The organism is Flavihumibacter profundi, assembly GCF_020076305.1.
In the GTDB taxonomy this organism is placed as follows: domain Bacteria; phylum Bacteroidota; class Bacteroidia; order Chitinophagales; family Chitinophagaceae; genus Flavihumibacter; species Flavihumibacter profundi.
Genome location: NZ_JAIQXE010000002.1, coordinates 396,196 through 420,600, shown reverse-complemented (window position 1 = coordinate 420,600; position 24,405 = coordinate 396,196). Strand labels below are relative to the sequence as shown.

The window sequence follows — 24,405 nt, the reverse complement described above, 5'->3', positions numbered from 1 at the left end:
ATCAGCAATAATTTCGGCGGCAGTGCTTCTACTGAAAATATGAATTTTTCAATCAGCTATTTATAAAGGATCAGCTTTAAGGTCAGGCAGCATAGAATAAATGCCGTGCCTACGCCAATGCATGGTCGTTGTACGCTACCTACATGACTCTCAAACTTGGACATATTAATAATAGGGCAATAGAATATTTGGACATAAATGATGATATGTCCAATTTGACTTCAATTGTGCTGAATAATTGGGTGCTATTTGCAATAGCTGACAAGGAACAAATGCCTATTCTAAACAAATTTGCTGAAATATGCCTTGACAGTAATGTTCTTTATGTCTGTGGTGCAGGTGAGTTGGCGTCTGAGATTGACACGGAATTCGATAGCGCTATTGTTAATCGGATGATAGATATTGGTGAATGGCCAAATAATAGCGATGCATTTGAGGATACGGCAATGACAACTTTTCATTCGGATTTTGATGAGGGATTTTGGTTTGCAACATTTGTGGCTGCACATCCAACTATAATTATTAAAAGAGTCTTAGTTGCAAATCTCACACAGCATGACTATTCAAATAGAATCATCGAATTAATAGAAAAATTTAACTTTGGCTGGCTTCCCCCTGATTGACTGGTAGCGCACAACACCCGTATTGGCATAATTAGGGTGGGACGGATCGGCAATCAGCTGTTAATTACAGATGGGCATCAATTAGGGGAGTCAAGAAATTCATTGTGCTTTAGAAATACCAATGAACAATAGTTTATTAAGTCAGTATTGAAGCCGGGCGAGTGAATATGAATTACCCTGCCTACACCAATGCGTCAACGTTGGTCGTAATACACAAGAACCTCAAACTATGAAACTAAAATTAATTGTTACAGCACTAACCTTTACCTGGACTTTGTTAGCAGTTGGGCAAGATTCCAATCAACTTAAAAGGACGCCTTATAAATTGGCGGTTGCTGTTGACAAAAAGACAATTTACGAGGAGGACATTAAAGCTACTCCTTACGTTTTACCAAATAAAGCTATTCAACTTTATCCTGGAGAGACCATCTATGTCGAAATTGAACAGAAAGACGGTGTTATTACCACTGTAACAGCAGTGGACAAAGTTGAAAATCCTGAAAAGACAATTGTAATCAGTTTTTCACAGACATCAAAAAAGAAAGTTCACGAAATGACGATGCTGAAAATTGTAAACCCTTTTCCAGTAGACTTAATTTATAAATCAAAGATTTTTCTATTAAAACAAAATCGCTGGGTTGATACAAATGTATATCCTGTTACTGCGAAGTTATCAGCATTTGAAACCTGGCCGGACATAATTACATCAATTGCATTAGGAAATTGGGAGTTCAAATACGATTAAACAAAGGAGGCACTACACCCAACAATCGTATTGCTAATATGCGGGCGGGACGAATCCGCAAGTTCGAAGATAAAAACACCTTTTAACATCATACGGGCTGGACGTTGCGCGGGGCCGCACAGCGCTAATGCCCACCGTTGGCTGTAATCTTAAAAGCCCTCTTATAATTTAACGAAACCATGCAAGTATTCAAAATCAGACAAGACGGATTTAAAGAAATTAGAAAGAAAATGCTTTTACGCTCAATTCCTATCCTCTTAATTGCAGGAACCGTTGGAATTACAATAAGCACTATGAATTCAAAACAAAAAGAGAATGACGTAAATGTTCTCCCGATTGTAATTCCAATGGCTGTTTTGGCGTTAGGCTTTGGCCTCTATCGTGGAGTTAACAGACAAAGACTTTTATTTGAAAGTTATACATTGACAATTACCAATAACCTTATAACAAGAGAGCAACTTAATACACCGACAATTTCCATTTATTTCAACGATGTTAAAGAAATTGCCAAACACAAAAATGGTAGCTTCATCATCAAAGGAAAAGGCACAGTTAACTTAATTGGAATACCTGCCCAAATTGACGATTATTTTAAACTTGAAACAGCATTACAGCAAATACAACCTATTGTTATAAAAGACAATGTTTCCCTTCTAAAGAAATATCAAAGTTTTACAGGACTGGTAACAGTTGGACTAATGCTTTGTGTTTATACTGTAAATAACAACATAATTGTTGGGTTGACAGGAAGTGCTCTAGTCGCTTTGATGATTTCGAGTTTTGTAAAAATTCGCTCTAACAAAAACGTGGACAGTAAAACTAAAAGAAGTGTTTGGTGGGTTTTATTAGTTTTAGTATCTGTTATTGTAGTTATGATTTTTAAGTTGACGGGACTTGTAAATATGCAAAATCATTAATGCCGACATAGAAAGACTACAGCCTACAGGGGGTTTTATGCTAATGGGGCTGGACAAACTATTTTCACTAAAAGCAAAGCCAGTTTTTAGTTTCAGCAGGACAAGCATCTTTGAACTTAAGTCTAATCAATGAACTTTAAATTATAAAATTAGCAGCGGTTCCGGGCTGACAGTTGGTCAATTCCCAACCTGCATAAAGCCATGTTAGTTGTAGGCAACCTTAAGCACTCTATATATCAAAAATCGTTATTAACAATGACCCTAAAAAATATTTTCCCTTTTGAAAGTTATACATTGGAATCCAAATTAAGTGTTGAAGAGATAAAAAGAAGAATTTCAGAAAATCTTGATCCCAAAAAAACACCACAATTTTCTTTTGTCAGAAATGAATCAACTAAACCATACCGAGGAAATATTTCAAATGACAGTTTTGAGATTATCAGGATTATAAATTATAGAAATTCATTTTTGCCAACAATTTCCGGAAATATTAACGGCTTCCTCGGCAAAACACAAATCAGGATTAAAATGCGGCCTTCAATTGTTATAATAGTATTTATGAGTTTATGGCTAGGTTTGGTTGGTCTCATTTGCCTATTTATTTTAATCGGCGGACTTTTACAAGCTAAACAGATTACCCAAAATGGCTTTTCTTTTGGATTACTGATTCCGTTTATAATGTTTTTATTCGGTTGGCTCCTAATACTTTTTGGATTTAAAAGTGAAAGCAAAAAATCAAAGGAGTTTTTATCCACTCTTTTAGAAGGACAGAAAACATATAACCAATAGGCAAAGACTTTTACCAGAAAGGCTGCCGACAACAAAAGTATTAGCAAAAGCTGGGCGGACGGAATAACAATCATCTTTTTTTCTTTGCTCTGCTTTGGTTCCGGGCTGGACAAACATCAAAAAACTTTAATTCTTAACTTCAACTAATAATTTCAATCAATAGCAGTACGGGCAGACACAAGTCGCAGTCCCAGATTTGGTAAATACTTGCTCGTTGGCGGTAATAATTTGGAGATACCCTTCAAAATTTAAACAATCATTTTTATGGCATTAATAAAAACAAATTTTTGTTTCCATTCGACAGCCGATGAAGTTATCAGTGGAATAGACTTGACAGGCAAACGAGCCATTGTAACAGGCGGAGCTTCTGGCATTGGAATAGAAACAGTAAAGACTTTGGCAAAGGCAGGTGCAGAAGTAACAATTGCCGCAAGAAATGTTGAGGCAGGAAAAAAAGTTGCAGATGAAATTATTGCAATCACAGGAAATAGTAAAGTATTCGTTGCTCAACTTGACTTAGACAATCTTAGATCAATTAATAATTTTGTTTACAATTGGAAAGGAGCTTTGGAAATATTGATTAACAATGCAGGTGTAATGGCAATACCAGATTTACAAAAAACGTCAGACGGTATTGAAATGCAATTTATGACAAATCATCTTGGACACTTTGCACTCTCTGTTGGGTTACACAATGCTTTGAAAAGTTCAGGTTCTGCAAGAATAGTAGTTGTTGCATCAAGTGGACATTTATTTTCACCAGTTGTTTTTGACGACATCAACTTTTTGTTCAGACCTTATGACGCTTTGCTTTCTTATGGACAGGCAAAAACTGCTTGCATTTTATTTGCAGTTGGTGCAACTGAACGTTGGCTAAAAGACGGAATTACTGTAAATGCTTTGAATCCAGGAGCCATATTAACAAACCTTCAAAAACACGTTGGAGGAAAACTTCGTTCTGCGCCAGAGCTTCATAAAACGCCACAGCAAGGAGCAGCAACTTCAATCTTATTAGCAACTTCACCGTTGCTTCACAATATCGGTGGACGCTATTTTGAAAACTGCAACGAGGTTGAAACTGTAACAAAACGACCTGACAATTATGAGGGAGTTGCAATGTATGCACTTGACAAAGACAACGCAGACCGACTATGGAACATCTCAATGAAAATGATTAGTCAATAGGCTTGGCGAGAAATATTACTACCGCTAACATCCGGTTTGCAGCAAGGCTGGCTGGACATTGGAGCAATGGTCATTTTATCGCTGTTGTGATTCATCTGGGCTGGACTAGCATCTATTCCAGCCCTGCAGCAAGCCCTGCCCGTTACCTGCCATTATGGAAACCCTTAATGTTTGCATCATAAGTCTTGTTTGACATATAATTTTGGACATGACTATGAGAGATAAAATTTATTATGTTCCGGGTTTGATTAGTTTATTGATACTTCCATTATTGTTTATTTATTTTTCAAGAATGGAGATTCGTGAGAGGACTATTTATACTTTACCACTTTATTTGAGTACTCGAGATTTGCCGCTAAAGTATCAAGCATTGTTTGATGATTATAATGGTGTCTTTCCGCCAAATCGGAATTATGTTAATGTTGGTATGGAAGGTAATGACAAGCTAGTTATTGCAAATCTTAATTATTCTAAATTTCGGATAAGAGAAATACTTGCAAAGAATGATACAATTAATGGGTTGAGATTCAGGTTTGGTAAAAATTCCAAGTATTGGAGTTTTGTAAGTTGCATTGACATCCTGAAAGCTGAGAATGCTAGAACATTTGTGCATTTGGAAGATGACATATATTTTTACTATTTATCATCGGATACTACTAAAACGCCTTTCAATATTGATTTGCTTCTCGATGATGACATTTTTAATTATAAGCCTAGAGAATCCTGGATTATGAAAACCAAAAATTATTTTGCAAGTATTTGGACTTCCTCGAGTGAGATTATTGTAATATTTATAGGCTTCTTATTTTCAATATGGGTCATTTCTAGAGCAAATAACGGCAGGTAACATTGCATTAGTGCAAGCAGGGCCGGACCGCAATACGCATTGTCATATGTTCATTAATCAGCAATGATATTCGGCGATTGTGGTCCTATTGAACATTTATAATAAAATATCAATAATTCATCAACGATCAACCTCAGCGCCAAGCAGCAGAGAATAAATTCCCTGCCTACACTAATGCCTGGTCGTTGGGCGCAAGCCTAGGCCAACAGTTCACGCGGAGAGTTCGAATAATTATTAAATGACTAGTTCCACTGGCTAATCAAGGACGATCAATACAAATTAAATTTTACGAGGAATGACTAGAACTATTTTAATTATCGCAATCAACTCTCTGACTATTTCGTGTAATCAAAATTCTAAGCCAACAGAAGCCAAAGAGCTGACTTCATCGATTGACACCTTACAAAATGGAAACTCAACTAAAATTGATGAGACAGAAATTGATTTTATTAAGAGTTCACCAGATAAAACCAAAATTTTATTAGAAAATGAATATGTCAGAGTTATAGAATATTCTCTCAAACCTGGAGAAAAGGATAGCACACATACGCACCCTCCAAAAACGTCCTATGTTATCTCTGGCGGCACACTAAGAGTTTATCCAGAAAATGAAAAGCCTTTTGACACTGAGGAAGTAAAAGGTAAGGCTGAGTGGTCAGAAAGAAGAGGCAAACATTTCGTTAAGAATATTGGTAAAACAACAGTCACGATACTATTGACTGAGATAAAGTCTGCTCGCTAAAACAAGTGGTTGACAAATTTATATTGGTAACCCGTTACGGTAGGCATGAAAGGCCAGCGCCCAACAATGCATTGCCAAAAGCGGGGGCAGGACGTTGTCACTTCAGCTACAACTCAATATCAGCTTTGGTTTGGGGCTTGACTCTTTCTAATAAAAAATTAGATAATTTTAAGTATCATATTTCTTTTCAGCATTGGCACCGGGCAGACGGTTTTCAATACCCCCACCTTCGGCAATCCAAAACGTTGGCGGTAATGCTACAAAAAACAGCATGAAACAATTTTTCCTGACAATTTTAATGGTAATTCATCTGGCTGGTTTTGCACAGAATGATACACCGCATTACAACTTTAATAACAAGGTAATAGAGGTCGAAGGTGATTTGAATAAAGACAATATAGCGGACAAAATTGTTGTAACACAAGACACCTTAAGTGAGACTGCCCCATATAGACTTCAAATCTTTTTCAAAGACCAAAATGGACAATCAAAATTAATTACTTCCTCAACGAAAATCATAGAGCCTCAATATCCTAATGGCAGAGATGGCTACATGATGGGAAATAGATTTTCGGATGTAACAATAGAAAAAGGCGTTTTAAGTGTAAACTTTGAGTTATTACGCGGACATTATGAACATAAATTTATATTTCAAAACGGGAATTTTGAGTTGATTGGTTTTTCAATGATTTATTCTGACGGGCACGGTAAAATGACAACAACGGACTTTAATCTTTCAACAGGAATTAGAGTTGAAAAAACAGAACGATACGATACAGACAAGGTATTAAGTAACAAAAGAAAAAAGATATTGATAAGACCATTGCCAAAATTACAAGACGTAGTACCTATGGAAAACGAACTATATTAAAAAAGCACTACCGCCAACAGGGGGTTTTCTGCTATGCTGGCTGTAGAATATATACTGATCGTCCCATTCGCTTGTCAGCTGCAGTCCAGGCTTGGACGAATAAAACCGAGCAACAGAATATAACATCAACTGCATTAACTTTACTCAGCTTCGGTTCGGGCTGAAGAATCACAGAATATCAGCACAACAGAAAACCCTGGCCGTTGCGCGTTATACCCGGACCCCATATTCGGAGCCTCCTATTAATTGCGAAAATTGATTAATTTAGCCTTATGAATTTGCTGGACAAATATTCAGATCCAATCAAGGTGCTTTGTGCAAAATACAAGATAAGGGAGTTATATGCATTTGGTTCAGTACTTGGAGGAGAATTTAACGATACAAGTGATATTGATTTATTAGTCAATTTCGACCCAATGAACTTGGCAATTTACACGAATAATTACTTCAATTTTAAATTTTCATTAGAGGACTTGTTTGAAAGGACTGTAGACTTAGTTGAAGAGAGTGCATTGAAGAATCCCTATTTTAAGGAGTCTATTTCAAATTCCAGGCAATTAGTTTATGGAAATTTAGATAAAGACATGGTTATATGATATGTTAAATGCCATCAATTAGATCGATGGCTTTTTTGAAGAAGTTCCCAAAGAGTTTGTTGCATATAAGAATGATACCCGGACGCGCAGGGCAGTTGAAAGGAATTTAGAAATTATCGGAGAGGCGACAAACAGGATTCTACATAAGAATGATTCAATTCAATTGTCCTTTGCCCGACAAATTATTTCTACACGGAATAGAATAATTCACGGCTATGACCATGTTTCAGATGAAATCATATGGGGTATAGTTACTGAGTATTTACCTGTGCTTCAGAAGGAGGTAATGGAATTATTGAGTGAGTAATGTACAACGCGCAACAGAGCAGTTAGCTGCAATACCTAAAAAAGTGCAATGACTTACAAACTTTCAATCTTCACCCAATATGGACAATTCTACATCGCAGATAAATATGCAAGTGGGGATACCGGAAGTCAAGACTTTTGGAATAGCGAAGCATTTAATGATAGACTTGCAATAGATGATGGGATACTCGGAGTTTCAATTGAGAACGACGAAGCACAGGCAAATATTGAAATAGAATTATTGGACTCAAAAATAGATGAAAAGGATTTGAGTAAATTTGATCATATTGTAGAAGGCAGCTTATTAATCAAATCAGGAAAATTACAGATTTTAGATTGTCCAAATTTTAAAGTTGAGCTCGAATTAAATATAGAACCTGATTGGTATAAAGTAAGAGTAAGTTCTTCAAATCTTGATAAAGCTTATCAGGAAAATCCAGGAGATAAATATTTTATAAAAATCTGGAAAGAAAATTATTCTAAACGCAACGTGATTAAGAGACGGCACCGTATCTAACATGGGGCTTTATGCTATTGTTGGCTAAGCCCCAATAGCATAAAGCCCTGGACGTCGTACGTCACTTTAAAAAGACATTTCGTTTTATTAAAATTTTATTTTTATGACAAAGTCATATTTTTTTATCGCAGCATCAATAATTTGCTTTTATATTTCGTCTTGCAAATCGAATAATTCTGAAAAATTGCCAAATCCGGAAGCTGAAATTCAGGCTTTAGACAAACAATGGGCGAAGTCATTTATAGACAGTATCAATATGAAATTTTCAGAACAAATTGAAGCCGGTGATTCTTCTGCGTTAGCGTCTCATTATTGGCCAGATGCCGAATTATTGCTCGACAATAGCGAAGTTGTGAAGGGTAATGATATTCTCAATGCTTGGGGTTCTGCCATTCGGATGGGAATCAAAGAAATGACGTTTTTAACCACAGATATCACCGGAAGCCCAGCGCTTATAATCGAAACGGGTAACTATGAAATGAAAGATGAAAAAAAATCATTAATCGACAGAGGTAAATATGTTGTCGTTTGGGAAAAGCGAAATGGTGATTGGAAATTGTATCGTGACATAGGGAGTACAAGTATGCCAGCTGCAAAATAAAATCTTTGTTACAGTTGTCACAAAAGAAAAGCTAACATACAACATTGGGCTTTATGCTATTTTGCGGCACTTCTTTATTCATAGACACTATTAAAATGAAAACTTATTTTGTAGACTCTTTTACCAATCAAAAATTCAAAGGAAATCCAGCTGCAGTTTGTATTGTCGAAAGCAATTTGGACAGTATAACCATGCAAGGCATTGCAACAGAAATTGGCTTTTCTGAAACTGCATTTATAGAACAGATTTCCGACAAGACTTATAGTATCAGATTTTACACACCCAAAAAGGAAATTCCTTTATGTGGCCATGCAACATTGGCAGCCGCAAAAATTATATTTGAAACTTCTACTCTGGAAGACATACATTTCGTAAACTGCGAAAACATCGAATTGAAAATTGAGAAGGCCGAAGGCAAAATTGTAATGCAATTTCCAGTATATGAGACCACAGAAATCTCTGTTCCCGAATCCGTATTCACTGCCTTAGGAATAAGCAAGGCCTTAGATACGAGGTTTAGCCCCAATAACAAGATCATTCTTATTGAAATAAATGACTCAAATAAACTATCCGATCTAAAGCCTGATTTTCTGGCATTAATAAATTCATACAGTGGCATAAATGGTATTTTGGTTACAGCAAAATCTAATGATCCCAGCTTCGACTTTCATTATAGATACTTTTGGCCGTGGGCAGGAACGAATGAAGATCCTGTAACGGGCGGCATACAAACATTTCTTACAAAGTATTGGGCAAAAAAACTTGGCAAAAATAAGTTCCAGGCTTTTCAATCTTCTTCACGAACAGGTATGATGACAACTGAACTAATCAATGACAAAGTATATATATATGGAGAAGCGGTCATAATATTTGAAGGTAAGTTTGTAGCTTGACAAGTAATAAAAACAGCACACAACACGAGCATAGGCAAAATACAGGCAGACGGAAGCTGTGTCGCACCATTTGTAAGCTGTGCAGCAGTGGTTTGGGCAGGACAAGCAACAAATTCCTGTACTTCGACAATACCTGGTCGTTGTGCGTCATACTAACCGCAACACTAAGGCAACATATATTTTACAAAACAATTTGAAATGAACATTTTAGAAGAAAACAAATCTGTAATAAGAAGATTTAATAAAGAAGTAATTGAGGAATGTAATTTAGACACATTCCAAGCACTAATGCACGATGAATTTATTAACAGAACCGCACCATCAACCAATAATAGAGCAGATGGGATGTGGCATACTTTTAAGAATATTTTAAAACCTGCATTTCCAGACTTAACAGTAGAGATATATGACCAAATTGCAGAAGACGACAAAGTGACAACCAGAAAAGCAATCATTGGGACGCATCAGGGCGTACTTATGGATATACCTCCGACTTTCAAAAAAATCAGAATAGATGTTATAGACATTGTTCGACTGCGTGATGGAAAGTATTTTGAACATTGGGGACTAAATACTTTACAGACTGTTATTGCAGAACTTAAAAAGCAATCTATTTGATTTGTAATCAATATTGAGAAAAAGCAGGAACGCACAACTGTTGCATTGGTATAAGCACGGCGGAAGCGATACGCTTCATCGATATTTTCACTGATCAGCAGTTGTTTCGGCGGCAGTGGTGCTACTGAAAATATGAATTATACAATCAACTTTTTATTAAGCGCCGGCTTTGGGACCAGGCAGCAGAGAATAAATGCCATTCCTACACCAATGCATGGTCGTTGTACGCAAGCTGTAAAAAACGAACCGTCTGTACTGTCCGCTTAATTATCTTTTATTATTGAGCAAGTTTACCGCAAAAAAAGTAAGTCCGGTTATAGATTCGCAGCTGGAAGATTTTCTTAAGCGCTAATTTCAAGCTTATACCCTTTGCCGCGTATAACTACAATCTTAATGTTAGGATCAATTTCAAGCTTTTTTCTAAGTTTTGATATGAACATATCAAGACTACGGCCCACTATAACACCTTCATCCTCCCATATCTCTTTTTGCAGCCGGCTCCGCTCGATAGTCTCGTTGGGAGATAACGCGAAAATACCCAGCACACGTGTTTCAGTTTTGGTCAAGTCTACTGTATTTCCTTTTATCATGAGCTTTCGATTCTCCGTGTCTAACGACATTGATCCCAAAGTGAACAGACCTGCATGCCGACTTTCAGGTAAGATCCGCCGCGGCTTAACAGGTCTCAAAAAAATAAATCCAACAAATCCTAAAAATAACAGACCGCCCAAAAAATATTCATTCCTTACTGTTATTATACCCGTTGGTTTAAATTTAATGTTAATCATATAACAGGCTTTGGGTTGCCTTCTTCCTATACAGGATACAATATCATCTTTCTTATTTTTTGATATGGCATACCCATACGCTACACTGGCATTGGAACAGTTCAGTACGTTAACAACATAATCACGTGCCAGCGGGTCTTTGGCCAACAAACGCTGAGTAGTATTTACGAGGGAGTCGGGTTGAAAAGTAAGATCATTCTCAAACCTGATCTGGTATTCATTTTCGGCGATCTTTTTTACTGGAAGCACCCGTGATGTACTATCGCCCGACTGCAGTAGTATTTCATGCCCGATCCTGCGGAGTAAAACTTCCCTCCTGGCAATATCAAAGTCGTCATTGCCAGCCATACTGAAAGCCAGGAAGATTATAGAGATAAACAGGAGTAGTAACAATCCGGGCAGGTACTTACGTTTCCCGGATAGAAGATTTCGGCTATGAAATATACTGTTTACCATTTATTTACAAAGGTTACATCTTTATTTACAATCCAAATGCCCAGGCTGTAAAGGATCAAAGTAGTTTTGTTGCACCAGGTTTAAAGGATATGAAAAATAAAAGAAATGCCCTACACAGACCTGGTTTATATGGAGATAGAACTATGACAATTAAACCTATACAGTTATGAAAAAAGTAATTTATGTGCTGATCTTATCGCTGGTTGTGGTAAGCGGACTAGTATTTGCTAATCGCGCAATCAAAAATGAAACGTCTAAAAAATCAATCCCAAAGCCACTCTCTGATGAAGAAAGGAAAGCCGAATTGAAAAAATGGTATGCTACCCCTGGTGGTATACAGTACAAAAACTGGGTAGCGTCCCCCGAAGGTAAAAAAGTGCTTGGCAGTGCAGCTAAAATAATGAAGCATATACGTGATTCTACCAATATGGAGGCTGTTATAACCTCTCTTTCTCTTCCGCCAGGCTCAAGATTAGGTTTCGGCGTGATGGTCAGCATTAATGGCGACGATTATATTTTAAAATTTGAGCCGGAAAAGTCTCAACTTGAGCAATTGCATAGCCTGAAAGTTAACGACAAGATAATTATAAGAAGCCGTAACGTATCGCACGCGCCCAAGTATTCATATCCAATAGTATCGGGCGACTATGTAGAACGGGATAGTATAATAATTTATAAACGTGTGCCTCGCAAAGGGGGTTGCTGAGTAAATAAATTATCAAATACGCACACGTATATGTTTTGTTCCTGAAGTTACTGGAGTCCAATAAAATGTTTCGTGAGATATACGATAAAGAAATTCTTTGTGGATGTAATAATTTAAAATATCTGACATTACAGGAATAAATAGAAAGCCTTCGTACAACATGCGGTTTTGCCTCACCCTAAAAGATAATTCACAATGAACAAAATACCGATAGGACTTAAAAGAACAGCGACACTTTGCATTTTGCGACACCAGGACAAATTTTTGTTACTTAAAAGACTTAAAGAACCAAACAAAGACAATTTTACACCAGTTGGTGGTAAACTTGACCCCTTTGAAAGCCCATTAAAATCTGCAATCAGGGAAACTTTTGAAGAAACAGGAATAAAAGTGGACTCAATGAAATATTGCGGTATTTTGACGGAAACCTCACCAACAGAATATAATTGGACAGGCTATGTTTATATCGCAGACATTGACTTTATTGAACCCCCAAATTGTAATGAAGGGTCTTTAATGTGGATTTCATTTGACAACTTGTTAAATGTACCGACACCAAAAACTGATTGGTACATTTATAAATATATTCTTGACAACAAACCCTTTGCATTTAGTGCAGAATATGATGATAAATTAAACCTCTTATCAATGGAAGAGGAAATCGAAAACATAAAAGTAATATGACGAGACCAAGAGTAAAGATTTGCTGTATAAGTAGTGTAAATGAAGCATTTACAGCCGTAACATATGGAGCGTCTGCATTGGGTTTGGTTGGCAAAATGCCAAGTGGACCAGGTGTAATTGAGGACAAATTAATAAATGAAATTGCTAAAGTTGTTCCACCACCAATTTCAACTTTTTTACTAACAAGTGAAACAAACGTTGATGAAATAATTTCCCATTACAAAAGGGTTAACACCTCGACTATTCAAATAGTTGATGAATTAGAAAATAGGCAATACCAAAAGTTAAGAGACGAACTTCCTAATGTAAAACTAGTTCAGGTTATTCACGTTATCGACAACAATTCTGTAACAGAGGCAATTGAAATATCTGCTTTTGTTGACGCAATTTTACTTGACAGTGGAAATCCAAATTTATCAGTTAAAGAACTTGGCGGAACAGGAAGAATTCACAATTGGGATTTAAGTAAACAAATAAGAGAAAGTATAAAAATCCCCCTGTTTCTTGCAGGCGGACTAAACAAGGACAACGTAAAACAAGCAATTGAATATGTGCAGCCGTTTGGACTTGACCTATGTAGCAGCGTAAGAACAAACGGACGACTTGACGAACAGAAACTTGAAGATTTTTTCAGAGCGATGGACTAACAAAACTGCCACTAACATCGGTATTGCCCGTTAGCGGCGAAATCACTTAATTTACTAAATTACCAGTGCACTTTACGCTGAAGATTTACACTTTACGAACAACACCATGCGGAAAATAATTACGACAATAATTTCCCTTTTCTACTTACTAAGCAGTTTCGGACAACCCCCGGCAGGTAGTTTGAAAATCACTCATCTTACTGGTGACTTTTATATTTATACGACCTATAACTTATACAAGGGCACCCCTGTCCCGGCAAACGGATTATATTTTATAACCAATGAAGGTGCCGTTATTTTTGACACGCCCTGGGATACCAGTCAATTTCAACCTTTACTTGATAGCATAAAAACCAGGCATAACAAAAGCGTCATTTTTTGTATCGCAACTCATTTTCACGACGACAGAACTGCCGGACTGGAATATTTTAGAAACCTGGGCATTAAAACTTATACCAGCAAACAAACAGATGAACTCAGCAAAGCCAATAGTAAAAAAAGGGCTGAGTTCCTGGTTGATAAAGACACTACTTTCAAAATTGGACAATATTCGTTTCAAACTTATTTCCCCGGGCACGGACATACCCCCGACAATATTGTGCTGTGGTTTGAAAAAGAGAAAATACTCTATGGAGGCTGCCTTATAAAGAGCACAGAAGATGATGACCTGGGTAACTTAGGAGACGCAAACCTGCAAGCCTACGCGGGAACTGTGAAAAATGTCCGGAAAAAATGTAAAGCGCCAAAGTTTGTTATTCCAGGACATGGTGACTGGACAAACCCAATGTCATTGGAACACACTTTATCTATGGCAGAAGAACTAAAGAAGAAAAATAACCACTAATTCACCATTCACTCATCTCCCTTTCTTCCTGGACAAATCTTCAAATTCAGCATCGATCTGAAAACAATCCACCGTGGCGGTGTATTGTAACGGTTTTATTTTTTGATGGTAAACGAATCGACTACTTTATTATCAGCATTAAGCGCTGTATAGGTGAATTTGTTCCCTTCCACTTTCAGGTACTGGTAATATTGTCCATCGGCAAAGCGAACGGCTGCATAAGGTTCTGCTGTCATATTCTCGTGATGCGAAGGGATTGCAATAGAAATAAGGTAAACTGTTCCCTTTTTATAGGAATCCGTCACAAGGCCACCGCTCATCGGTTTAGAACGCATGTAATTATGGGTATGCCCACTTAAAACCATATCCACATGGTACTTGTCAAAAACCGGTATCCAGGCTTTCTGGATATTGGGGTAAGGTTCTTCGAAATTGTACGGTGGAAAGTGAAACATGGCAATTTTCCAGGTGGCTTTGCTGTTTTTCAATTGTTCTTCAATCCAGCTTGTCTGGGCCTCGATGGGTGAAGTGCAGTCAAGCATCAGGAAGAGCGTGTTTTTGTAGGTAAAGGAATAGGTTTGTTCTTTGGGCACGCCGGCAGGTGCATTTTCAGGATAGCTGAACATGGCCCTATAGGTTGCGGCGCCCAAACCATACCTGTTGTCATGATTTCCGGGTACACACATCAGCGGCTTTTTAGCAATCACCTGCGGTGCAAAAGAAATCAGCTTGTCCCACTGATCGCTGTAAAGTCCATCGCTCACCAGGTCACCAGAAATAGTATAAAATGCAGCATCGGGGTGACTTGAATCTGCCCGGTTAAACATTTTTCCAAATACCGGGGAATAGTGTGTGTCGCCAAACCAGGTAAACGAAAAATCATTATCCGCTGCAGCAGTTGTGAAAGTATAATCCGGCTTCCAGGTAGTGTCAGGCAAAACCTGGTATTCATAAACAGTGCCGGGTTCGAGACCTGTGATTTTTGCGGTAAAGCGGTTGATAAAGCGGTCATTCATCAGCAAACGGTCTTCCAGCCTGAATTTGCCTGCGTCGGCTGAGTGGACCACCCCGTCACTTTTTTTGCGGTAATTAATTTTCCCGTCCGGTATGGTTGTATTGGTTCTCCACTGAATATCAACGGAGGTAGAAGGGTCGCCACTCCATGTCAGCATCACCTGGTCGGGATCCTTTGAAGACGGGTGGTCAGTTTTCCGGAATGCGCCCACCAAATGCGATTCGGTTCCACGGCCACGGATAGTTGTCAGCAATTGTGCGCCTTTCAGTTCTTCCGGAACACCGATTAGTACCAGTTCGTCCCAGTCGTGATAGGTAAATGCGCTATCCTGCAAAACACCTACATATTGGTTTTCCGGGAAAAACTTGTCCAGGGTGAGCTGGTCTCCTTTTTGCTGCGGTTGAACTGCCACAAAGTAGTGCAGTCCATTATTTTCAAATCCATCGATACCCAGCCCGACATGACCTGCGGGAAATGCTTTCTGCCAGATTTCGTATTCGGTATGCTCATTCTTAACCGATAGCCGGGTTTTTGTGAATCCATTTTCCGCCAGCCACCACGGAACAATCTCCTGTTTTTTGCTCCTGAAAACCGAAACGGTTACCGGAACATTCGCTTCAAACATCCAGTGGCGGGAACCCAGGATTTTCAAATCGGCTGGAGAGAACAGCGCTTTAGCCTGCTGGTAGTCCAGTGCTGCAAGTTCTGACTCAGTTTTTGAGGCGTACAATTCGGTTATTTTGTTGTCCATCACCTGTTTCACCGAACGATTGTCCGGGGTCTTGCAGGAAAACTGGGTCGCCAAAAATCCGCAAACAACAATGAGATTCAGTGATTTTACAAATCGGTTATTTTGATACATAAAGAAGATTATAATCAATGGTAAGCCCTGCTATACAGTTTGCAAGGCAAAGAGATTGAATTGCGCTTTTAATACTCAAATAAGAACCTGTTTTCTTTATGTCCGCCACCGGGTATCCCTTGCGTTAAAAATGTTATATTTAATACCCATTTATGTCAACCTAAAATTTTCGTTATGATTGTAGTGCATGACATTTTTAATTGCAAGCCAGGCAATGCTTCCAAGATTGCAAAACTTTTTAAGGAATGGGCTGAGGTTGTACCACAAAAGAATGTTTCCGTAATGACGGATATGACCGGCCAGTTTCACCGGGTTATTATTGCTTCCCGTTTCGAGAGCCTTACAGCTTACGAGGAAGCCATGAAAACGATGGGACAAAGTGAGGAAGAAAAGAAGGTAATGGAAAAGTTCAAAGACATGAATGAAATGTATGTTTCCGGCAGCCGCGAGATTTTCAAGCTTTGGTAAAACATTCCAACTTATTTCCATCATGTTATACATTTCAACCCGCAACTTTTTGCACTTTCGGTTGCTTCCATGTTCCGTCCAGTGCTTCTTTCCTGGGCCAATATAGCCTTAGCACAACCCTGAATACACCCTTCGGCGCAGGGAGCCAGTTGGCTGTTTTTGCCTTATCCGGAGCGCCTTGCTGAATATACAGGGTTAGTCCGCCATCCTTATCACGTTTAAATTGCGACAACATTGTAGAATTAAGCAGGTAACGATTGATTGGGTTGGCCACGAGCAGGTCCGAAGAGTCATACATGGTCAAAGACCAGAATGAATTTGCTGGTGGAAGCTGACCGGGTGCAAAATGCATTATGTACCGGTTGGAACCATTCAACTTATTGCCGGCTGAATCGAGGTAGTAATTCGGATAGATGGCTTCTTCCTTACTGTTACCATAAATTCCTGCCACCGCAGCTGCCATCCGGTATGTGTAATTGCCATTCAGGTATTCCCTTGTTCCAAAAGCATCAGCAGGAGATATTTTCCCTTCATTGGTTTCCTGCATGACTTTGGCAAAATCCTGCCAGGAATCTGCAATCCCTTCATGCATGGCTTTTACTATTTCTGGTGAAAATTTGGTGGTATCGAAAACCTCGCCGCTACCTATGCCTAACTTTTTAAAATTTGCCATGAGTTCTTTTTCTGAAGGATGCGTTGGGCAGAACTGAAGGGCAAAATTCAGGTGCTTAAAAATATCCAATGAACTCCGCTGTGCTTCTTTCGAAAGCGGCGTCATAAAATTGATTGCAGGCGCAGGCGCTGGAGCGGCTTGCCCAAGAAAAGCAGAGAGCGGTTTAACGACGTACTGGTTCTGAATTTTCTTTACATTTTCGAGGTCGGATGCATTAAACAATTGTGTCCTGAATTGCGCGGAAGCAATCTCAGTTTCACACCTGATCACTTTTGTAATGCCCGGTGGTGTAACGCCATTCCAGCCAGGGCCTGCAATCATAAAATTACCGCCGCCGTTTCCTGTGGCGCGGCTACCCAGGTAATCAAAATTGTGCGTGTACAGGTCAATCAATTGAAGACTCCAATACCTTTCTTTTTCAATTGGTGGAATGATGAAAACAAGTGGCTCCGCCCGCAAATCCAACCCCACCCAGGAATAGGGTGTATCAGAATTAGGCGTTTGAATTACCTTATCGTCTGGTGTAAAAACACGGGGAATATTAAATATCCGATTATACGGCGCCTTATATTCGGGATTCGTTTTATCTACAAAAAAAGCATACTGGACCCGCAGGTTATCTACTACCGGGAAAGCATAAGTGTAGGCTATTCGCGTGATCTCCCTCGCTTCTGCTGGTGTCAGGGCAACCGGTGATGTCGCTTCGGTTTTGCCTTTTGTTTTGCAGGCAGAAAATATGAAAAGTGTAAGCAGGAAAATTGTACTGATCCTTGTTTTACGCAATAAATTCATTGTTTCCATAATTACAATATAGTGTTGGTGAATTCCATTACAGCCTGATGATACCAGGTGGCGTCCAGGAGCCATCCAATACATTTTCTTTAGGGCCATAGATCCGCATCATCACATTGAAGCCGGCAGCCGGCGCGGGCAACCAGTTTCCCCGGCCCTGCTTTGGTTCTGCATGACCAAGATAAATAGTCAGCGACCCATCGGCATTGGGTTTCATACTTTTGGTGCGGTCACCAATGGAATACCGCTTGATAGGGTTCTCAACTAAAAGTTGTGTGCTATTTTCATACATTGTTAAAGACCAGAAAAATTTTGCCGGTGGCAGGTTGCCGGCCGGGAAAGTGATGCTGTAATTATGCTTACCATCTAATATTTCACCCTGGGAATCTGTAAAAGCCAATGGGTAATAGGCTTCTTTGGGTGAGTTGGCATATATGCCGATTTTAGCAATGTTGGTACGGTCTGTATAGTTGTTCCCAAAATAATCACCCAGGGGGAACATGGACCAGCCGTTCACTATTTTCCCCAGGTGTTTCGAGGAGGAATCTATTTGCGCAATAGCCCGCTTAATACCGTTACTAATGGCTGGTTGTAAATCGGGGTTATCATTATAAAAAGTATAGGGTTTACCCGCTTCAATGCCAATGGCTTTGTAGTTGTTAATGATCCCCTGCTCGCCGGCACTAAGTTTTGTATAGGGCAACAAAAAATTAAGCAGCGAAAAAAATCTTTCATTGGTTTTATCCGCTTCATCAAAAGACGGGAAATTGATCGGCTCTGCCGGTTTCGGTGGGAAGCCCGGAAAGAATTTGCTCATCACGCCAACCTGGTATTTTTCGAGCAGTTGCTTTGCCTTCTTTACATCATTGGGATCATCTGCGTTTACGGCCGTCCTGCCGATCAAGCCCACCAACTCGCTGGGAGATTTTATTTCTATCACGCCTTCCGGAAGCTTGCCTGAAAAGTTGGGCGAGGTAACGGCATAAACATTTGCTTTCGAGCCGGTTGAATTCGTGCCGATATAGCCGAAATTATCAGTTACCATACTGATGAGCTGGAATGAATAATACCTGTCCTTTACTTCCGGCACTTTTATGATAATTGGTTCAGCGCGCAAATCAAGATTGGCTGTTGTATAGTATGTGTCATTGTTGGGACTGACCACAAATTTGTCTGCCGGCGAGTACAGGGCTGTAGATTTGTAGGCTATATTGAATGGAAGGTATTTGGGGGAGCTTTTGTTCACAGCATACGCATATATGGCTTTGTAATTCTCTACAATGGGAAAACAATGGAAATAGGCTTCCTGCACTAGTTTTTCGATCGCCGCTGGTGTGTATTGACCTGCGGCTTTTGTCGAATCTTTGCCAGCATTCGAATCAGCAGTCCTGCCTGAATTGTTACAGCCATAGAAAAAGAAAACACTTACAGCTAATGTTGAAACTAATGATTTCATCATAACGGAATGGTTTACTGTAATGCGGAATTAACTATATGCAAAATCCGGGAAAAAAATATTGTATTTGGGATTCACAAATTAAATAATCATTAGGTTTAAAAGAACAAAAGCCGTGCGGCAGGTTTAGTCCGGCTTTCTGTAAAAATCAGCTTTTTCGGGGGTGAGTGGTTGTTTGCCTAAAATGATATCGGCCGCTTTTTCTGCAATCATCATAATTGGCGCATACAGGTTACCGTTCGTGATATACGGCATTACACTTCCATCAACTACCCTTAAACCCTCCAGGCCATGCACCCGCATCGTGAGCGGATCTACCACAGACCTGTTATCCGTACCCATGCGACAGGTGCAGGATGGATGCAAGGCAGTTTCTGCATCACGCCTGACCCAATCCAGTATTTGCTGATCGGTTTCAACAGCCGGTCCGGGTGACAGTTCCCCGCCATTAAATTCAGCCATCGCCGGCTGGTTCAGGATTTTACGCGCACAGCGGATGGCTTCCACCCATTCCTTCCGATCCTGGTCCGTGGACAAATAATTAAACCGTATGGCTGGTTTTTCTTTTGGATCCGATGACTTAATATGGATAGATCCACGGGCATCAGAATTCATTGGGCCTACATGCACCTGGTAGCCATGCCCACCAGATGGCGAACTGCCATCATATCGTATCGCCACCGGCAAAAAATGAAACTGCAGGTTAGGGTAAGCCACCGTTTCATTACTCCTGATAAATCCGCCGCCCTCAAAATGATTCGTAGACGCCGGGCCTTTTTTAAACAGCATCCATTGCAGTCCAACCCAGGGTTTGTTATACCATTTCAAGGCTGGATAAACGCTTACCGGTTTCTTGCAGGCGAACTGCACATATACCTCCAGGTGATCTTGCAAATTCTCTCCCACACCAGGAAGTTCGTGCAGCACCTCAACCCCTGCTGCTTTCAAAACTTCAGGATTTCCTATTCCCGACAACTGGAGGACCTGGGGCGTATTAATGGCACCGCCACAACAAATCACTTCACTGGCTTTCACCCTGTGCAAATTATTTCCCATTTCATATTCTACACCAACAGCGCGCTTTCCTGAGAACAAGATTTTGGTGGTGAGCGCACCACAGATGACTTCCAGGTTTTTTCTTTCCCCTAAAACAGGATGCAGGTAGGCTGTTGATGCAGACCAACGCCGCCCGTCTTTGATGTTGCGGTCGAACATGCCAAAACCTTCCTGCTGGTAGCCATTCACATCATTAGTCAGCGGATAGCCAGCTTGTTTGGCCGAATTAAAAAATGCTGTAAACAAGGGGTTGGTGGCCGGACCGGTTTCGAGGTAAAGCGGACCTGTTCCGCCACGCCAGGCGTTTGCTCCGGCGGTCCTGTTCTCCGATTTTTTAAAATAAGGAAGGCAGTGCGCATAATCCCAGGTTTCCATGCCCGGATCCTTTGCCCACTTTTCATAGTCCAATGGATTACCCCGAATGAAAATCATGCCGTTGATGGAACTGGAACCCCCTAATATTTTTCCACGGGCATGGTACACCCGGCGGTTATTCATGAAGGGCTCAGGCTCCGACTGGTATTGCCAATCATAAAACCGGCTACCGATCGGGTAAGTCAGCGCAGCGGGCATATGAATAAAAATATCCCACCAGGCATCTTTTCTTCCCGCTTCAAGCACCAGCACTTTATGGTCAGGATTTTCACTCAGCCGGTTGGCCAGCACACAGCCGGCAGACCCGCCGCCAATAATGATTGTGTCAAAAATTTTATCCATCTTACTTTTTAATAAGGAGATTCGACATTACCCAATTCCACATAAACACTTTTCAGCTGGGTATAATACTGAATAGCAGCAAGGCTATTCTCCCGGCCCAGGCCCGATTGTTTATATCCACCAAAAGGAAGTTCAATAGGGGTGATATTATAATTATTGATCCAGCAGGTACCTGCCTGTAATTGATGAATGACCCGGTGGCCTCTTTTGATATCATTTGTAAACACGCCAGCCGCCAGTCCGTAGGCGGAATTATTAGCCCTTTCAATCACTTCTTCTTCAGTATCAAAGCAGAGTATGGAAAGCACCGGACCGAAGATCTCTTCTTTGCAAATTTCCATGGCATCATCGCAATCCGTAAAAATAGCCGGCGTTAGGAAATTGCCGGAACTGATATCCCTTCCTTTGAAATCTTTTCCAGGCCTGGAGCCGCCGGTCAATAAGGTAGCCCCTGCCGCTTTTCCCGCATCAATAAAGCGGATGATTTTTTCCAGGTGCGCGGTACTGATTACTGCGCCCATATGTGTATCGGGATCTGTCGGGTCGCCCACCCTGATCTTTTCCGTCCGTTCCTTTAGCTGCATTAAAAAAGCATCATAAATTTTACGCTGCACAAATACCCGTGTACCATTCGAACAAACTTCACCCTGCGTATAAAAATTGGCCAGCAAGGCTGCTGATACCGCATTCTGTAGATCTGCATCTTCGAAAATAATCAAGGGAGATTTTCCACCCAATTCAAGCGTGACCCGTTTCAGTTGGCTGGCAGCACCGGCAAAGATTTTTTTACCCGTTGCAACAGAACCTGTCAAGGATATTTTTGCTATGCGCGGATGATCTGTTAACATGGCTCCTACCCTGCCATCGCCCTGCACAACATTAAACAAACCCCGCGGGGCGCCGGCTTCCATAAATGCCTTAGCTAATTCAAGTGCCGTAACCGGTGTAAGTTCGGATGGTTTAAAAATCATGGCATTGCCGCAAGCCAGGGCTGGCGCAGCTTTCCACGCAGCGATCTGGATCGGGTAGTTCCATGCACCAATGCCTGCACATACACCCAGTGGCTCCGGACGCGTATAACCAAAAGCGTTTTTTAAATCAACATACTCGCCATGAATGCCAGCAGCAATACCGCCAAAATATTCCAGGGCATCCGCCGCCGAACTAATGTCCACAGCCAGGGATTCCGAAATAGGCTTTCCCACATCCTGCGTTTCCAACAACGCAATTTGTTCCAGCCTGGATCTTAATATCTCAGCTGCTTTCACCAAAACACGGCCACGTTCTGCCCCGGTTTTGGTACGCCAGTCATGAAATGCTTTTTCTGCTGAACCAACGGCTGCTTCAATATCCTGCGCATTTGCCTGGAAAACCTCTCCCAAGGGCGTATTATTCGCCGGGTTATAGTTTATCCAGGATTCCCTGTTTGCACCTGCAGTTAATTCGCCATCTATAAATTGGGTGTACGCCATATTTTTTTACAAAATTCTTTGTCTTTTATTTAACCGGTAATAATAAATGATCACACCAAGGGCAATCAAGCCAGCAGTATAAATCCATGCTGCATACTGTTGGTACCATTCGAAACCATAGGTTGCCGTGCGGGGCCATGACACATTGATCACCATAAAACTGCTCCAGATGAGCGCCAGGATATTAACCGGCAAACCCCATTTGCCTAAACTAAATTTTGCTTCGGTATCAGCACCGTTCCCGGCCAATGTAAACCTGTTTTTCAGCAGGAGTGCGACCACTATCCAGTAGGCCAGGTTAGCCCAAAGTATGGCAATAGAGGTAACCAACTCGAATACTTTTGGAAACTGGAGATTGATCGCCAAAATAATGATGGCACCCAATCCGCAAAGTAAGGTAGCTAAAACAGGCGTATGGGTTCCCGGCGAAACATGCGATAAGGATTTACTATAGGGCAGGCACCCATCACGCCCCATGGCGAACAATAATCTTACTGCTCCGGAGTGCACGGCAAGGGTGCACACAATGATGGCAAAAATAACAACGCACAAAAAGAGGCTGCCTGCAGTTTCACCCAAAACTGTTTTCACCAACATCGGTAATCCACCGCTGATATCACCCAAATCCGGCATACCCAAATCAGGCACAGCCATCAAGGCAAAAAGCAAGACCAGTAATCCCGCAAACCCAGCGGCAAGCAGGGCCTGCAAAATAGCACGGGGCGCCTTTTTACGGGGATCATGCGTTTCTTCAGCAAGTGTCCCGGCAGTATCGAATCCGTACAAAACATACGAGGCTGTCAAGGCGGTGGCTGCCAGTAAGGTTTTAAGGTCAGGAAAAGAGGTTAAAGCAGGTCCCATATTTTTAACGTGAACGACCGCTTCGATCGGGGACCTCACCCTGTTTAAAAAAAGCAAAACGATCAGCAATACAATGCCAATCAGTTCGGCAAAGACACCAATATTATTAATCAGCGCCAGTAGCTTAATACCCCTGGCATTGACGATAGTGCTTATCACAATCAGAACAGAACCCAGAACTATGGCATTGATGGCAACCGATTTTGGGTCATGTAAGGTTCCAATGACCTGGAAGGAATTGGAGATTTGGGGCAGGCTCACCTGGAGTGCCATGGCAACAGCCGCAATAGTGGTAACAAGGCAAGCCAGGTAAATCCAGCCTGTCATCCATCCCAGGAAAGGGTTCCCGGTATACTTTGCCCATTGGTACACCCCGCCGGATAAGGGAAACCTGGAAGCCAGTTCTGCAAAGCAGAGCGCCACCAGAAATTGACCAACCAATACAAATGGCCAGGTCCAGAAAAAGCCGGGCCCTGCAACACCATACCCTAAATGAAACATCTGGAAAAGACCTGTAAGAATTGAGATGTAAGAAAACCCTGCAGCAAAACTGGAGAAGCTACCCATGGAACGTTGCAATTCCTGGCGGTAACCAAACCTGGCGAGATCCTTATTATCCGTAACCGGCGATTCCTTCATATTTGAATTGAATATTCAA

The 24,405-nt window shown here is 40.7% G+C and carries 26 protein-coding genes; 19 read left to right on the top strand and 7 right to left on the bottom strand.

Going from position 1 to position 24,405, the window contains the following annotated elements:
- Positions 1–143 precede the first annotated feature (143 nt).
- The 14 genes from LAQ65_RS11525 to LAQ65_RS11460 all read left to right on the top strand — a co-directional run bounded on the left by LAQ65_RS11525 (position 144) and on the right by LAQ65_RS11460 (position 10,250).
- Complete coding sequence (locus LAQ65_RS11525) at positions 144–623, top strand: DUF7684 family protein (RefSeq protein WP_224117117.1); 480 nt, start codon at positions 144–146, stop codon at positions 621–623.
- Positions 624–852: 229 nt separating this feature from the next.
- Positions 853–1,368 carry a hypothetical protein gene (locus LAQ65_RS11520; RefSeq protein WP_224117116.1) on the top strand — a complete coding sequence of 172 codons (516 nt, stop codon included), beginning with the start codon at positions 853–855 and terminating at the stop codon, positions 1,366–1,368.
- A 179-nt stretch (positions 1,369–1,547) separates the two neighbouring features.
- A complete protein-coding gene (locus tag LAQ65_RS11515; protein ID WP_224117115.1) occupies positions 1,548–2,285 on the top strand; it encodes a hypothetical protein in 738 nt (245 codons plus the stop codon).
- A 255-nt stretch (positions 2,286–2,540) separates the two neighbouring features.
- Positions 2,541–3,074 (top strand): hypothetical protein, encoded by a 534-nt coding sequence (locus tag LAQ65_RS11510; RefSeq protein WP_224117114.1) that lies wholly within the window; start codon positions 2,541–2,543, stop codon positions 3,072–3,074.
- 264 nt (positions 3,075–3,338) lie between these two features.
- Positions 3,339–4,259, top strand: a complete 921-nt coding sequence (locus LAQ65_RS11505; RefSeq protein ID WP_224117113.1) for an SDR family NAD(P)-dependent oxidoreductase — start codon at positions 3,339–3,341, stop codon at positions 4,257–4,259.
- A gap of 214 nt (positions 4,260–4,473) precedes the next feature.
- Positions 4,474–5,106 (top strand): hypothetical protein, encoded by a 633-nt coding sequence (locus tag LAQ65_RS11500; RefSeq protein WP_224117112.1) that lies wholly within the window; start codon positions 4,474–4,476, stop codon positions 5,104–5,106.
- Positions 5,107–5,401: 295 nt separating this feature from the next.
- Positions 5,402–5,848 carry a cupin domain-containing protein gene (locus LAQ65_RS11495; RefSeq protein WP_224117111.1) on the top strand — a complete coding sequence of 149 codons (447 nt, stop codon included), beginning with the start codon at positions 5,402–5,404 and terminating at the stop codon, positions 5,846–5,848.
- A 271-nt stretch (positions 5,849–6,119) separates the two neighbouring features.
- On the top strand, positions 6,120–6,719 hold the full coding sequence (locus LAQ65_RS11490; RefSeq protein WP_224117110.1) for a hypothetical protein: 600 nt from the start codon (positions 6,120–6,122) through the stop codon (positions 6,717–6,719).
- A 272-nt stretch (positions 6,720–6,991) separates the two neighbouring features.
- Positions 6,992–7,315 (top strand): nucleotidyltransferase family protein, encoded by a 324-nt coding sequence (locus LAQ65_RS11485; RefSeq protein WP_224117109.1) that lies wholly within the window; start codon positions 6,992–6,994, stop codon positions 7,313–7,315.
- 22 nt (positions 7,316–7,337) lie between these two features.
- Positions 7,338–7,622, top strand: a complete 285-nt coding sequence (locus LAQ65_RS21190; protein ID WP_224117736.1) for a HepT-like ribonuclease domain-containing protein — start codon at positions 7,338–7,340, stop codon at positions 7,620–7,622.
- A 48-nt stretch (positions 7,623–7,670) separates the two neighbouring features.
- Positions 7,671–8,138 (top strand): hypothetical protein, encoded by a 468-nt coding sequence (locus tag LAQ65_RS11475; protein WP_224117108.1) that lies wholly within the window; start codon positions 7,671–7,673, stop codon positions 8,136–8,138.
- 103 nt (positions 8,139–8,241) lie between these two features.
- Positions 8,242–8,739 carry a YybH family protein gene (locus LAQ65_RS11470; protein WP_224117107.1) on the top strand — a complete coding sequence of 166 codons (498 nt, stop codon included), beginning with the start codon at positions 8,242–8,244 and terminating at the stop codon, positions 8,737–8,739.
- Positions 8,740–8,834: 95 nt separating this feature from the next.
- On the top strand, positions 8,835–9,632 hold the full coding sequence (locus tag LAQ65_RS11465; RefSeq protein ID WP_262901449.1) for a PhzF family phenazine biosynthesis protein: 798 nt from the start codon (positions 8,835–8,837) through the stop codon (positions 9,630–9,632).
- Positions 9,633–9,830: 198 nt separating this feature from the next.
- Positions 9,831–10,250 (top strand): ester cyclase, encoded by a 420-nt coding sequence (locus tag LAQ65_RS11460; protein ID WP_224117106.1) that lies wholly within the window; start codon positions 9,831–9,833, stop codon positions 10,248–10,250.
- A 341-nt stretch (positions 10,251–10,591) separates the two neighbouring features.
- On the opposite strand, the gene LAQ65_RS11455 is transcribed toward LAQ65_RS11460, so the two are convergent.
- Positions 10,592–11,494, bottom strand: coding sequence for a winged helix-turn-helix domain-containing protein (locus tag LAQ65_RS11455; protein ID WP_224117105.1), 903 nt, complete (start codon positions 11,492–11,494; stop codon positions 10,592–10,594).
- A 166-nt stretch (positions 11,495–11,660) separates the two neighbouring features.
- Here LAQ65_RS11455 and LAQ65_RS11450 point away from each other — a divergent pair, with 166 nt between their 5' ends.
- The 4 genes from LAQ65_RS11450 to bla all read left to right on the top strand — a co-directional run bounded on the left by LAQ65_RS11450 (position 11,661) and on the right by bla (position 14,375).
- A complete protein-coding gene (locus tag LAQ65_RS11450) occupies positions 11,661–12,200 on the top strand; it encodes a hypothetical protein (protein ID WP_224117104.1) in 540 nt (179 codons plus the stop codon).
- 195 nt (positions 12,201–12,395) lie between these two features.
- Positions 12,396–12,884 (top strand): NUDIX hydrolase, encoded by a 489-nt coding sequence (locus LAQ65_RS11445; protein WP_224117103.1) that lies wholly within the window; start codon positions 12,396–12,398, stop codon positions 12,882–12,884.
- Entirely contained in the window at positions 12,881–13,531 is a 651-nt protein-coding gene (locus LAQ65_RS11440; RefSeq protein WP_224117102.1) for a phosphoribosylanthranilate isomerase, read from the top strand. The genes LAQ65_RS11445 and LAQ65_RS11440 overlap by 4 nt, the downstream gene beginning before the upstream one ends.
- A 106-nt stretch (positions 13,532–13,637) precedes the next feature.
- Positions 13,638–14,375 (top strand): BlaB/IND/MUS family subclass B1 metallo-beta-lactamase, encoded by a 738-nt coding sequence (gene bla / locus LAQ65_RS11435; RefSeq protein WP_224117101.1) that lies wholly within the window; start codon positions 13,638–13,640, stop codon positions 14,373–14,375.
- Positions 14,376–14,470: 95 nt separating this feature from the next.
- Here the strand turns inward: bla and LAQ65_RS11430 are convergent, their stop codons facing one another.
- Positions 14,471–16,252 (bottom strand): purple acid phosphatase family protein, encoded by a 1,782-nt coding sequence (locus tag LAQ65_RS11430; protein WP_224117100.1) that lies wholly within the window; start codon positions 16,250–16,252, stop codon positions 14,471–14,473.
- 174 nt (positions 16,253–16,426) lie between these two features.
- On the opposite strand from LAQ65_RS11430, the gene LAQ65_RS11425 reads away from it, so the two are divergent.
- The gene (locus LAQ65_RS11425) at positions 16,427–16,720 is read left to right on the top strand and encodes a hypothetical protein (RefSeq protein ID WP_224117099.1); all 294 of its coding nucleotides are present in this window, start codon (positions 16,427–16,429) and stop codon (positions 16,718–16,720) included.
- A 34-nt stretch (positions 16,721–16,754) separates the two neighbouring features.
- Here the strand turns inward: LAQ65_RS11425 and LAQ65_RS11420 are convergent, their stop codons facing one another.
- The 5 genes from LAQ65_RS11420 to LAQ65_RS11400 form a co-directional block, all read right to left on the bottom strand.
- Entirely contained in the window at positions 16,755–18,194 is a 1,440-nt protein-coding gene (locus LAQ65_RS11420) for a DUF1254 domain-containing protein (RefSeq protein WP_224117098.1), read from the bottom strand.
- A gap of 28 nt (positions 18,195–18,222) precedes the next feature.
- Positions 18,223–19,644 carry a DUF1254 domain-containing protein gene (locus LAQ65_RS11415; protein ID WP_224117097.1) on the bottom strand — a complete coding sequence of 474 codons (1,422 nt, stop codon included), beginning with the start codon at positions 19,642–19,644 and terminating at the stop codon, positions 18,223–18,225.
- Positions 19,645–19,767: 123 nt separating this feature from the next.
- On the bottom strand, positions 19,768–21,414 hold the full coding sequence (betA, locus tag LAQ65_RS11410) for a choline dehydrogenase (protein ID WP_224117096.1): 1,647 nt from the start codon (positions 21,412–21,414) through the stop codon (positions 19,768–19,770).
- Positions 21,415–21,422: 8 nt separating this feature from the next.
- Positions 21,423–22,886: a betaine-aldehyde dehydrogenase gene (betB, locus tag LAQ65_RS11405; RefSeq protein WP_224117095.1), complete on the bottom strand. Its 1,464-nt coding sequence runs from the start codon at positions 22,884–22,886 to the stop codon at positions 21,423–21,425.
- A 6-nt stretch (positions 22,887–22,892) separates the two neighbouring features.
- Positions 22,893–24,386 (bottom strand): amino acid permease, encoded by a 1,494-nt coding sequence (locus tag LAQ65_RS11400; protein WP_224117094.1) that lies wholly within the window; start codon positions 24,384–24,386, stop codon positions 22,893–22,895.
- Positions 24,387–24,405 lie beyond the last annotated feature (19 nt).